The 12,354-nt window shown below is 66.2% G+C and carries 9 protein-coding genes; 3 read left to right on the top strand and 6 right to left on the bottom strand.

The window, feature by feature from the left end:
* Positions 1-13: 13 nt before the first annotated feature.
* Positions 14-685 carry a TetR/AcrR family transcriptional regulator gene (locus tag ACTJLF_RS07380; RefSeq protein WP_126184343.1) on the bottom strand — a complete coding sequence of 224 codons (672 nt, stop codon included), beginning with the start codon at positions 683-685 and terminating at the stop codon, positions 14-16.
* A 105-nt stretch (positions 686-790) separates the two neighbouring features.
* Between ACTJLF_RS07380 and ACTJLF_RS07375 the strand changes: the two genes are divergently transcribed.
* Together ACTJLF_RS07375 and ACTJLF_RS07370 are read left to right on the top strand one after the other, a co-directional pair.
* The gene (locus tag ACTJLF_RS07375) at positions 791-2,413 is read left to right on the top strand and encodes a 4-hydroxyphenylacetate 3-hydroxylase family protein (protein WP_440882767.1); all 1,623 of its coding nucleotides are present in this window, start codon (positions 791-793) and stop codon (positions 2,411-2,413) included.
* Between the two features lie 10 nt (positions 2,414-2,423).
* Positions 2,424-3,224, top strand: a complete 801-nt coding sequence (locus tag ACTJLF_RS07370) for an alpha/beta fold hydrolase (protein ID WP_440882766.1) — start codon at positions 2,424-2,426, stop codon at positions 3,222-3,224.
* Positions 3,225-3,247: 23 nt separating this feature from the next.
* On the opposite strand, the gene ACTJLF_RS07365 is transcribed toward ACTJLF_RS07370, so the two are convergent.
* Positions 3,248-4,378, bottom strand: a complete 1,131-nt coding sequence (locus ACTJLF_RS07365; RefSeq protein WP_440882765.1) for a PQQ-dependent sugar dehydrogenase — start codon at positions 4,376-4,378, stop codon at positions 3,248-3,250.
* A 241-nt stretch (positions 4,379-4,619) separates the two neighbouring features.
* Between ACTJLF_RS07365 and ACTJLF_RS07360 the strand changes: the two genes are divergently transcribed.
* Positions 4,620-5,195: a C40 family peptidase gene (locus ACTJLF_RS07360; RefSeq protein WP_019653141.1), complete on the top strand. Its 576-nt coding sequence runs from the start codon at positions 4,620-4,622 to the stop codon at positions 5,193-5,195.
* A gap of 110 nt (positions 5,196-5,305) precedes the next feature.
* On the opposite strand, the gene lpdA is transcribed toward ACTJLF_RS07360, so the two are convergent.
* The 4 genes from lpdA to aceE are packed head-to-tail and all read right to left on the bottom strand — an operon-like array spanning position 5,306 to position 12,182.
* Entirely contained in the window at positions 5,306-7,135 is a 1,830-nt protein-coding gene (lpdA, locus tag ACTJLF_RS07355) for a dihydrolipoyl dehydrogenase (RefSeq protein ID WP_019653142.1), read from the bottom strand.
* On the bottom strand, positions 7,132-7,725 hold the full coding sequence (locus tag ACTJLF_RS07350) for an MFS transporter (protein WP_019653143.1): 594 nt from the start codon (positions 7,723-7,725) through the stop codon (positions 7,132-7,134). The genes lpdA and ACTJLF_RS07350 overlap by 4 nt, the downstream gene beginning before the upstream one ends.
* Positions 7,722-9,398 carry a dihydrolipoyllysine-residue acetyltransferase gene (gene aceF, locus ACTJLF_RS07345; protein WP_440882764.1) on the bottom strand — a complete coding sequence of 559 codons (1,677 nt, stop codon included), beginning with the start codon at positions 9,396-9,398 and terminating at the stop codon, positions 7,722-7,724. The genes ACTJLF_RS07350 and aceF overlap by 4 nt, the downstream gene beginning before the upstream one ends.
* A gap of 57 nt (positions 9,399-9,455) precedes the next feature.
* Positions 9,456-12,182 (bottom strand): pyruvate dehydrogenase (acetyl-transferring), homodimeric type, encoded by a 2,727-nt coding sequence (gene aceE / locus ACTJLF_RS07340; protein ID WP_126184348.1) that lies wholly within the window; start codon positions 12,180-12,182, stop codon positions 9,456-9,458.
* Positions 12,183-12,354: the final 172 nt, after the last annotated feature.

Below are 12,354 nucleotides of genomic sequence, written 5' to 3'. Positions count from 1 at the left end.
AAAGGTTCTTTCTTCAGGAATCGGTTGAATCGGGCTGAACCGTACCACCGAAAAGACCCGGCTGACGCGAGCCGCCGGCCACGCGCGCGACGAGCTGCGCCACGTAGGACTTGAACAGCGCATCGGCCGACTGCCTGAACATGCGGATGCGCCCCGTATGCTGCATCAGCAGCAGGCCGACGCCGTGCGCGAAGAGCGCGGTGTTCTCGCGCAGGGCCGCGTCGGCGTCGAGCCCCAGTTCCTGCAGCGCTTCTTCGCAGGGTCGCAGGGCCTGGTAGAGATGGTCGTTCAGCTCGTGGTCGAGCTCGCTGGTCAGGCCGCGCGGGCGCATGCCCTGCACCAGATAGAAACCGAGGTCGAGCTCGCGCGGATTCGCCGCGTAGAAGTCGAACCAGGCCTGGGCCCTCGCAGCGAGCGCCTGTCCGGGGCCGTCCTGCGACGCAGAGGCCTCGGCCACCGCGGACTGCAGCCGCTGGATGGACTCGTTCAGCAGAGCGGCGTAGATCGCTTCCTTGCTCTCGAAGTACGAATAGATCGCACCCGGGGTGTAGCCCGCCCTCCTGGCGATTTCGCGAACGCTCGCGCCCTCGATGCCCGCCTCGAGGAAGACCGCCCGTGCAGCGTCGAGCACGAGCGCCCGGCGGGCATCGGTGAGCGCCTGTCGGCGTTGGAGCTTGGCATGCATGGGCGGGACTATAGCCCTCCGATTGATCGTCGATCCAGTTTTCTGATCGTTGATCGAAAAATTGAACAGTGTTTAAATCCCGGCAACAGCCAGGAGACAGACACGATGAACGCCCCGCTTTCCAGCGCCTCCCTCATGTCCGGCGCCGACTACCGAGAATCGCTGCGCCGCTACAAGCCCACGGTGTTCGTCGACGGCCGCCGCGTCGACAGCGTGGCCGACGAAGCCGCCTTCCAGCCCGGCATCAATGCCATCGCCCTCACCTACGACTACGCGCTGAGGAAGGAGTACGAGCCGCTCATGACCGCCGTGCAGCACACCAGCGGCAAGCGGGTCAACAGGCTCTCCCACATCAACACCAGCGCCGGCGACCTGCTCAACAAGCTCGAAGCGGTGCGGCTGGTCTGCCAGGAAACGGGCTGCGCCCAGCGCTACCTGACGCACGACGCGCTCAACGCCATCGCCCAGGTGTCGGCCCGCATCGACGACGCCCGTGGCAGCACCGAGCACACCGCCCGCTTCCACGAGTACCTGCACCGCGTGCAGGACCAGGACCTGACGCTCGGCGTCGCCATGACCGACGCCAAGGGCGACCGCAGCCGCCGCCCGCACGAGCAGGCGAACGTCGACAGCTACCTGCACGTGGTCGAGCGCAGCGCGCGCGGCATCGTCATCTCGGGCACCAAGGCGATCGTGACCGGCGCGCCCTATGTGCACGAGCTGCTCGTCATGCCCTGCCGCAACATGGAAAGGGAAGACGCCGACTTCGCCGTCTGCTGCGCCGTGCCGCTCGATGCGCCCGGCCTGACCATCGTCGCGCGCCCGGCGGGCAGGCCCGGCGAGAAGCTGGAGCATGGGGAGGCCCTCTTCAGCCGCAAGTACGGCCAGAGCACCGGCGTGTGCGTCTTCGACAAAGTCTTCGTGCCCTGGGAGCGCGTGTTCTACGCGGGCGAGTGGGAGCACTCCGGCCACCTGACCTACAGCTACGCCACGCACCACCGCCACAGCTGCATCGGCGCGCGCGCCGGCTTCGGCGACCTGCTGATCGGCGCGGGCGCGCTGATGTGCGAGGCCAATGGCTTCGACCCGGGCAAGGAGAGCCACCTGCGCGAGCAGATGGTCGAGCTCATCACCATCACCGAGAGCTTCTTCGCCTGCGGCGTGGCGGCCAGCGTCTACGGCAAGGCCGACGAGCATTGCGAGGTGTTCATGCCCGATCCGGTGTTCAGCAACATCGGCAAGCTGCTGCTGGCCACGAAGATCTACGACATGCACCGCATCGCGCACTACGTGAGCGGCGGCCTGATCGTCACCCTGCCCGGCCCCGACGAAGACCACAACCCCGAGACTGCCGCCCGCCTGTCCGACGTGCTGCGGGCCAACCCGGCCATTCCCTACGAACAGCGCATCGAGACGGCCCGATTCATCGAGGACCTGACGGCCGGCTACCAGGGCGGCTGGTACAGCGTGATCAGCCTGCACGGCGGCGGCTCGCCCGCGGCGATGAAGCAGGAGATCTGGCGCAACTACCCCGTGGGCTCCAAGGTCGAGCTGGTGGAGCGCATCCTCGAACGCGGCATCGCGGCCGATGGATCGCCCGCCGCCGCGCCGCACGACCCGGCCCGCGCCATCACGCGCAACCGCCAGCCCGGCAGGTGCTGCGACACCGGCTGCACCACGCCTGGCCAGGCCGTGATGGTCGAGCTGCCCGTCTCGCGACGCGCCTAGACTCCGGCGGATGAAGCTCTCATCGAAAAGGCTCTGCCTCGCGGCACTGGGGTTGGGTGCCGCGCTCCTCCTCGTCACCGCCTGCGGCGGCGTGCGCAAGACCACGGTGCCGATGACGACCTCGCTCGAAAAGAGCAGTTGCGCGCGCGGCAACGTCGACACGCTGCTGGTGATGCTCCCCGGCGCCTACTCGACGATCGACGAATTCGAGCGCGAGGGCTTCGTGCGCGCGGTCGGCGAGAACCGCATCGCGGCGGACGTGATGCTGGTGGACTCCCATCTCGGCTACTTCAACGACAAGACCATCCTCGATCGCCTCGGCGCGGACGTGGTGGCACCGGCGCGCAGCCAGGGCTACCGCCACATCTGGTTCGTCGGCATCTCCCTGGGCGGCTTCGGCAGCATGCTCTACGCGCAGACGCATCCCGGCGACCTCGCAGGCCTGGTGGCCCTCGCCCCCTACCTCGGCGAACGCACGCTCGCCACGGACATCGCCAATGCCGGCGGCCTCGCCAAATGGAAGGGGCCGCTGGTCGATCCGGCCGCGGCAAATCCGCGAACGCCCGACGAGACGCAGCTGTGGCAATGGCTGCGCGGCTACGAGGGCTTCACGAACACAGCGGGCGCCCGGCCCCCGCTCTACTTGGGCTACGGCCTCGACGACCGCTTCGCCTTCAGCCACCGTCTGCTGGCCGGCGTGCTGCCGCCCGAGCGCGTCTTCACGACCGAGGGCGGCCACGACTGGCCCGAGTGGAACCGGCTCTGGCGCCGGATGCTTCCGACATTGCCGCTGCCGGGCTGCCCCGGCTGAACGTCGATCGCGCTGAATTCGGCTCAGTTCGGCCGCAGGCGCAGCAGCTTGCCGTCGGCCTCATCGGTCAGCACGTAGAGCAATCCGTCCGGGCCCTGCTTCACGTCGCGGATTCGGGCCCGGCCTTCCGCCAGCAGCTTGTGCTCGGCCGCCACCTTGCCGCCCTTGATTTCGATGCGGTCCAGGTAGCCGAACTTGAGCGAGCCCACGAACAGGTTGCCCTTCCAGGCGGCGCCGTAGCGGTCGCTGGTCAGGAAGGCCATGCCCGATGGCGCGATCGACGGCACCCAGTAGTGCAGTGGCTGCTCCATGCCCTCCTTGGCCGTGATGCCGTCGCCGATCTTTCCGCCACCGTAGTTCTCGCCGTAGGTGATCACGGGCCAGCCATAGTTGCGGCCGGTCTGGGGGATGTTGATCTCGTCGCCGCCCTGCGGGCCGTGCTCCGTCATCCAGAGGCGGCCGTCGGGCGCGAGCGTGGCGCCCTGTCCGTTGCGGTGGCCATAGCTCCAGATCTCGGGCAGCGCGCCTTGCTTGCCGACGAAGGGGTTGTCCTTGGGCACCGAGCCGTCCTTGCCGATGCGCACGATCTTGCCCAGGTGGTTGTCGAGCTTCTGGGCGTCTTCCTTGCGGCTGAAGCGGTCGCCGAGCGTGAGGAACAGCGTGCCGTCGCGCGCCTCGACGATGCGGCAGCCGAAGTGGGCGCGGCTGGCCACCTTGGGCTGCTGGCTGAAGATGATCTTCAACTCCTCGAGCTTCGTGCCGTCGGCCGACAGATTGGCGCGCGCCAGCGCGGTGCTGTTGGCCGAGCCGCCCGCATCGGGTTCGGAGAAGCAGAAATACAGCGTGCGGTTCTTTTCGAAGCCGGAGTCGGCCAGCACATCGAGCAGGCCGCCCTGCCCGCCCGCCGCGATGGAAGGCAGGCCCGCGATGGGTGCGCCGATCCTGCCGTCGGCACCGACCAGCCGCATGCGGCCGGGCCGCTCGGTCACCACGAAACGGCCGCCTGGCAGGAAGGCGATGCCCCACGGGTTTTCGAGCCCGGTCGCCACGGTTTCGGGCCGGGTCTGCGCGGCAGCGAGACCGCAGAACCCGATTACCGTGACAAATGCCCAGCGGCGAAGGGATGTCGAAAGAGGAAGGCGCGGCAAGTTCATAGCTTTTCCGTGAAGTTGAAGCGATCTTGACGAGAAATAGCGACCGAATCCAGCATGAGAGTCGATCCACCCGAGGCCCGAAGGCCGTTCGGCCGTCAACCATTTATGGACCATAAACGTTCGCCGTTACATTTTTTCTTTGACCGGATCGAAATTTTTCATGTAAATCAATGACTTACAGAGGGATCCGCTAATTCTGTTTAAATTGACATAACCGCGCGTCATCAATATCCTACGCGCCATGCGTTTTTTCGTCCTACCCGCATCCCTCCTCTTTGCCGTTGCAGTCCATGCAGCCCCCCAACAGGAAAAAACCGATGACGAGCTGGCACGAATGCTTGCCGACAAAGGCCTGATCGGACAGCTCAAGCAGGTTCGCCAAACCGTCACAGAACGCACTTCCGACCTGGTCGTCACCGCCATCGGATTCCTGGGCGTCCCCTATCGCCGTGGCGGCAACACCGCCGAATCCGGCTTCGACTGCAGCGGCTTCGTCCGCGCCATGTACAACGAGACGGTCGGCCACATGCTCCCCCGCCGCGCCGAAGAGCAGGCCGCAGCCACCGAGAAGATCGACCGCAGCCAGCTCAAGCCCGGCGACCTCGTATTCTTCAACACCATGCGCCGCGCCTTCAGCCATGTCGGCATCTACGTCGGCGAAGGCAAGTTCATCCACTCCCCCCGCTCCGGCGCCCAGGTTCGCGTCGAGGACATGAACGGCAGCTACTGGCAGCGCCGCTTCGACGGTGCCCGCCGCGTGCTTGGCGGCTCGGCGGAAGAAGTGAAGGCAGCAGCAGTCGCCAACACCGGCAACTGAGCCCGCTCGAAATCCAACCACCTGGTCTTCAGAACGAAAAAAATCCCGCCTCGGCGGGATTTTTCATGGGCGCCTGAAAAACGGCGCCCTCGGATCGCTCGGCTTCTTCCTCAGCCCTTCTTCTGCGGCGGCAGGTCCGTGCAGGTGCCGTGCGCCACTTCCGCCGCCATGCCGATGCTTTCGCCCAGCGTCGGGTGCGGGTGAATGGTCTTGCCGATGTCGATCTCGTCGGCGCCCATCTCGATGGCCAGCGCGATCTCTCCCAGCATGTCGCCGGCATGCGTGCCGACGATGCCGCCGCCCAGGATGCGATGCGTCTCGGCGTCGAACAGCAGCTTGGTGAAGCCCTCGTCGCGGCCGTTGGCGATGGCGCGGCCCGAGGCGGTCCACGGGAAATGGCCCTTCTTGACCTTGATACCTTCGGCCTTCGCCTGGTCTTCGGTCAGGCCGACCCACGCCACTTCGGGGTCGGTGTAGGCCACGCTCGGGATCACGCGGGCGTTGAAGGCCGCGCTCGACAGTTCCTTGTCACCCTTGAGCTCGCCGGCAATGACTTCGGCCGCCACGTGCGCCTCGTGCACTGCCTTGTGCGCCAGCATGGGCTGACCCACGATGTCGCCGATGGCGAAGATGTGCGGCACGTTGGTGCGCATCTGGATGTCGACCGGAATGAAGCCGCGGTCGCTCACCGTGACGCCGGCCTTCTCGGCACCGATCTTCTTGCCGTTGGGGCTGCGGCCCACGGCCTGCAACACCAGGTCGTACACCTGCGGCTCCTTCGGCGCGTTCTCGCCCTCGAAGGTGACCTTGATGCCTTCCTTCGTGGCCTCGGCGCCGACCGTCTTGGTCTTGAGCATGATGTTGTCGAAGCGCGGCGCGTTCATCTTCTGCCAGACCTTCACCAGGTCGCGGTCAGCGCCCTGCATCAGGCCGTCGAGCATCTCGACCACGTCCAGGCGCGCGCCCAGCGTGGAATACACCGTGCCCATCTCCAGGCCGATGATGCCGCCGCCGAGGATCAGCATGCGCTTGGGATCGACGCCCATTTCCAGCGCGCCGGTCGAGTCGACGATGCGCGGGTCCTTCGGCATGAAGGGCAGGCTCACCGACTGCGAACCCGCCGCGATGATCGCGCTGCGGAACTTCACGGTCTGCTTGCTGCCGGTGGTGTCCCAGCTGGTGCCGGAGGTTTCCTCGACCTCGATGTGGTGCGGGTCGATGAAGTTGCCGACGCCGCGCAGCACCGTCACCTTGCGCATCTTGGCCATGGCGGTGAGGCCGCTGGTGAGCTTGCCCACCACCTTGTTCTTGTGGCCGAGCAGCTTGGCGCGGTCGACCGTGGGCGCGCCGAAGCTCACGCCGAGGTCGGCGAAGTGCTTGACCTCGTCCATGACCGAAGCCACGTGCAGCAGCGCCTTCGACGGGATGCAGCCGACGTTCAGGCACACGCCGCCGAGGGTGGCGTAGCGCTCGATCAGCACGACCTTCAGGCCGAGGTCGGCGGCGCGGAAGGCGGCCGAGTAGCCGCCGGGGCCTGCGCCGAGCACGATCACGTCGCACTCGACATCGACCTTGCCGCCGTAGCTGGACACGGCGACCGCCGGCGCAGCGGGGGCCGCAGCCGGGGCAGCCGCCTTCGGCGCAGGAGCTGCCGCCGCCGGGGCGGGCGCCGCCGCAGCGGGCGCGGGAGCCGCTGCAGCACCATCGACCTCCAGCGTCAGCACCACCGAGCCTTCGCTGACCTTGTCGCCCACCTTCACCGCGAGCGACTTCACCACGCCGGCGGCGGACGACGGGATCTCCATCGAGGCCTTGTCCGATTCGACCGTGATCAGCGACTGCTCGGCCTTGACCGTGTCTCCGACGTTGACCAGCACCTCGATGACCGCGACTTCGTCGAAGTCGCCGATGTCGGGCACCTTGATTTGTTGTTCGCTCATTTGGACACTTTCAGTTTGAGTGTGAGAACGTCGACCGGTGGGGCCGAATTGCGATCGAATTCGCAGGCGGCGGCGATGCCCGCCTCCGCCACGTCGCGCGAAGTGCGCGACTTGATGTCATATGCCGCGTGCATGGCGCCGAGCGCAAAGCTGCGTCCCGAGCCGATGGCCCAGAACTCCTTGAACTCGAACACCTCGCGGTAGCTGTAGATGCCGTAGATGCCGCTCTGGTTGGCCATCAGCATCGTGAACTGGCTCGACTCGTAGGGCTCGTGCTCGTCTTCCTTGGTCTGCATGAAGAACGAGTCCTTCAGCACCGGATGCAGCATCGTGAAGGTGCGGAAGATCTCGTGCTTGCTGCCGAACAGCAGTTGCTCGCGCGGCTGCGCAGCCAGCGCATGCTGCAGCACCAGGAAGTGCGCGGCGGCGCCGGCCATGGCGAACAGGCTGGAGCCCGCCGCGTCCTCGACGGTGAAGATCTTCTGGTTCGCCTCGGCGCGGTGCGAGAGCCGCGTGTCGCCGAAGGTCACCAGAGAATCCGCTGCCATCGTGACCTGGCCGCCCTTGCGGACGGCCACTACGGTGGTCATAACAGGATTCGACGGTAGTCCGCGAGCACCTGGCCCAGGTAGGCGTTGAAACGCGCAGCCAGGGCGCCGTCGATCACGCGGTGGTCGTACGACAGCGACAGCGGCAGCGTGAGGCGGGGCACGAACTGCTTGCCGTCCCACACCGGCTTCATCGCGCTCTTCGAGAGGCCGAGGATGGCCACCTCGGGCGCGTTGATGATCGGCGTGAAGTGCGTGCCGCCGATGCCGCCGAGCGAGCTGATCGAGAAGCAACCGCCCTGCATGTCGGCCGAGCCGAGCTTGCCGTCGCGCGCCTTCTTGGCGAGCTCGCCCATCTCGGCGCTGATCTGCAGGATGCCCTTCTTGTCGGCGTCCTTCAGCACGGGCACCACGAGGCCGTTGGGCGTGTCGGCCGCGAAGCCGATGTGGTAGTACTGCTTGTAGACGAGCTGGTCGCCGTCCAGGCTGGTGTTGAACTCGGGGAATTTCTTCAGCGCCGCGACCACCGCCTTGATGACGAAGGCCAGCATCGTCACCTTGACGCCCGACTTCTCGTTCTCCTTGTTGGTGGAGACGCGGAAGGCCTCGAGCTCGGTGATGTCGGCTTCGTCGTTGTTGGTGACGTGCGGGATCATCACCCAGTTGCGGTGCAGGTTCGCGCCGCTGAGCTTCTTGATGCGCGACAGCTCCTTGCGCTCGACCGTGCCGAACTTGGTGAAGTCGACCTTCGGCCAGGGAATGAGGCCCAGCGCAGCGCCATCGGCGCCACCGCCGGCCGGGGCCTTGGCCGCGGAGGCCTTGGTGCTGACCTGGCCGCTCATCACCGCCTTGGTGAAGCTCTGGATGTCTTCCTGCGTGATGCGGCCCTTGGGACCGGAGCCCTTGACCTCTTCGAGCGGCACGCCGAGTTCGCGGGCGAACTTGCGCACCGAGGGCGAGGCGTGCGGCAGCTTGCCGGTGGGCGCGACCGTCGGGTTGTGGGCCGGCGCCGCCGCTGCGGGAGCGGCTGCAGGCGCGGGAGCCGATGCCGCCGGAGCGGGAGCGCTGGCCGTGGCGGTCGCCGGAGCGGCGGCGGCTGCAGCCGGCGCCGGTGCGGCGGAGCCTGCCGCGCCTTCGAGCACGGCGATCAGGTCGCCGATGTTGACCGTATCGCCGACCTTGACCTTGAGTTCCTTGAGCACGCCGGCGGCCGACGAAGGAATCTCCATCGAGGCCTTGTCCGACTCGACCGTGATCAGCGACTGCTCGGCCTTGATCGTGTCGCCCACCTTCACCAGCACTTCGATCACGGCGACGTCCTTGAAGTCGCCGATGTCGGGCACCTTGACCTCGACCGGGCCCGAAGCTGCCGGCGCAGCGGCAGGAGCAGCCGGCGCGGGCGCTGCCGCGGCCGGCGCAGGCGCGGCGGCAGCCGGTGCCGCGGCAGGCGCCGGAGCCGGTGCAGCCGCACCCGAGCCTTCGGCCTCGAGCACGAGCACCACCGAGCCTTCCTTGACCTTGCTGCCGACCTCGACCTTGAGTTCCTTGACCACACCGGCGGCCGACGACGGGATCTCCATCGAGGCCTTGTCCGATTCGACCGTGATGAGCGACTGTTCGGCCTTCACCGTGTCGCCCACCTTCACGAGCACCTCGATCACCGCGACTTCATCGAAATCGCCGATGTCAGGCACCTTCACTTCCACTGCTGCCATATCGTTGTCTCCCGCCGTCAGGCGCCGTTCGTTCGTTGGTTGGTTGTTGATTGGGGATCAGGCGTAGAGCGGGTTGACCTTGTCGACATTGATGCCGTACTTCTTGATCGCTTCCACCACCTTGGCCACCGGCACGGTGCCGTCTTCGCTCAGCGCCTTGAGCGCCGCCACCACGATGTAGTGGCGGTTGACCTCGAAGTGCTCGCGCAGCTTGCTGCGGAAGTCGCTGCGGCCGAAGCCGTCGGTGCCAAGCACCTTGTAGTTGCGGCCCTTCGGAATGAAGGGGCGGATCTGCTCGGCGTAGGCCTTCATGTAGTCGGTCGATGCGACCACCGGGCCGGTCGTGGCGCCGAGCTGCTCGGCGACGAAGGGCACGCGCGGGGTCTGGTCGGGGTGCAGCAGGTTCCAGCGGTCGGCGTCCTGGCCGTCGCGGGTGAGCTCGTTGAAGCTCGGGCAGCTCCACACCGAAGCCGAAACGCCCCAGTCCTTCTCGAGCAGTTCCTGTGCCGCGAAGCTCTCACGCAGGATCGTGCCGCTGCCCAGCAGTTGCACGCTCGGCGCATCCTTGCCCTTGCCGGCCTTGATCGCGGGGCCCTGCTTCGACAGGTACATGCCCTTGATGATCTGCTCCTCGGTGCCGGGCTGCAGGCCGGGCATCGCGTAGTTCTCGTTGAGCAGCGTCAGGTAGTAGTAGACGTTGTCCTGCTTCTCGACCATGCGCTTCAAGCCATGGTGCAGGATCACGCCGACTTCGTGCGCGAAGGTCGGGTCGTAGCTCACGCAGTTGGGGATGGTGTTGGCCAGGATGTGGCTGTGGCCGTCCTCATGCTGCAGGCCTTCGCCGTTCAGCGTGGTGCGTCCCGAGGTGCCGCCCAGCAGGAAGCCGCGCGCCTGCATGTCGCCGGCAGCCCATGCCAGGTCGCCGATGCGCTGGAAGCCGAACATCGAGTAGTACACGTAGAACGGCACCATGATGCGGTTGTTGGTGCTGTACGAGGTGGCGGCAGCGATCCAGCTCGACATGCCGCCGGCCTCGTTGATGCCTTCCTGCAGGATCTGGCCGGCCTTGTCTTCCTTGTAGTACATGACCTGGTCCTTGTCGACCGGGGTGTACTGCTGACCGTGCGGGTTGTAGATGCCGACCTGGCGGAACAGGCCTTCCATGCCGAAGGTTCGGGCCTCGTCGACCAGGATGGGGACGACGCGCGGGCCCAGCGCCTTGTCGCGCAGCAGCTGCGTGAGGAAGCGCACGTAGGCCTGGGTGGTCGAGATCTCGCGGCCTTCTGCCGTCGGTTCGAGCACTGCCTTGAAGGTGTCGAGCGCGGGCACGGTGAAGCTCTCGTCGCTCTTCACGCGGCGGTGCGGCAGGTAGCCGCCCAGGGCCTTGCGGCGCTCGTGCAGGTACTTCATTTCCGGCGTGTCGTCGGCCGGCTTGTAGAACGGCAGCTCGGCGATCTGGCTGTCGGGGATCGGGATGTTGAAGCGGTCGCGGAAGGCCTTGATGTCCTCGTCGCCGAGCTTCTTGGTCTGGTGGACCGTGTTCTTGCCTTCGCCGATCTTGCCCATGCCGAAGCCCTTGACGGTCTTCACGAGCAGCACGGTGGGCTGGCCCTTGTGGTTCTGCGCGGCGTGGAAGGCGGCGTACACCTTCTGCGAGTCGTGGCCGCCGCGCTGCAGGTTCCAGATCTCGTCGTCGGTCATGTGCTCGACCATCTTCAACGTGCGCGGGTCGCGGCCGAAGAAGTTCTTGCGGACGTAGGCGCCGTCGTTGGCCTTGAACGACTGGTAGTCGCCGTCGTTGCACTCCATCATGATCTTGCGCAGCGCGCCGTCGTGGTCCTTCTCGAGCAGGGCGTCCCAGCCCTTGCCCCAGACCAGCTTGACGACGTTCCAGTTGGCGCCGCGGAACTCGCCTTCGAGCTCCTGGATGATCTTGCCGTTGCCGCGCACCGGGCCGTCCAGGCGCTGCAGGTTGCAGTTGATGACGAAGATCAGGTTGTCGAGGTTCTCGCGCGCTGCCAGGCCGATCGCGCCCAGCGATTCGACCTCGTCCATTTCGCCGTCGCCGCAGAAGACCCAGACCTTGCGGTTCTCGGTGTTGGCGATGCCGCGGGCGTGCAGGTACTTGAGGAAGCGCGCCTGGTAGATGGCCATCAGCGGGCCCAGGCCCATCGACACGGTGGGGAACTGCCAGAACTCCGGCATCAGCTTGGGGTGCGGGTAGCTGGAGAGTCCCTTGCCGTCGACTTCCTGGCGGAAGTTGAGCAGTTGCTCTTCGGAGAGGCGGCCTTCGAGGTAGGCGCGGGCGTAGATGCCGGGAGAAACGTGGCCCTGGATGTAGAGCAGGTCGCCGCCGTGGTTCTCGCTCTCGGCGTGCCAGAAGTGGTTGAAGCCGGCGCCGAACATGCTGGCCAGCGAGGCGAAGGAGCCGATGTGGCCGCCGAGGTCGCCGCCCTCGGCCGGATGATGGCGGTTGGCCTTGACCACCATGGCCATCGCGTTCCAGCGCATGTAGGCGCGCAGGCGCTGTTCGATCTCGAGGTTGCCGGGGCTGCGGGCTTCCTGCGAAGGTTCGATGGTGTTGACGTAGCCGGTGTTGGCCGAGAACGGCATGTCGACCGTGTTTTGGCGGGCATGCTCGAGAAGTTGCTCGAGGAGGAAGTGAGCCCGCTCAGGCCCCTCGCTCTGGATGACGGAAGACAGGGCATCCATCCATTCACGGGTCTCCTGGGCGTCCGCGTCGTTAGCGGCCGAGCCGAACAGGTTCTCGGGGTTTGCCGACATGCTTTGTCTCCTTTAGGGCTGTGGCAGTAATTTAAGTGCGCTCTGCAGCGAACGCGGCGGAGTTTCGCATAGAAACATCGTGATTTCAAATAGTGCTCATTGATTTTTCAATGTGAAATTTAAAGGAAATCGGAGCAGAAGCGGATGTCCCCATGGGGCATGGCAAGCCGAG

Origin of the sequence: Variovorax sp. 22077 (genome assembly GCF_052044195.1) — a bacterium.
Lineage (GTDB): Bacteria > Pseudomonadota > Gammaproteobacteria > Burkholderiales > Burkholderiaceae_C > Variovorax > Variovorax atrisoli.
This window is presented reverse-complemented; position numbering and strand designations above follow the sequence as displayed.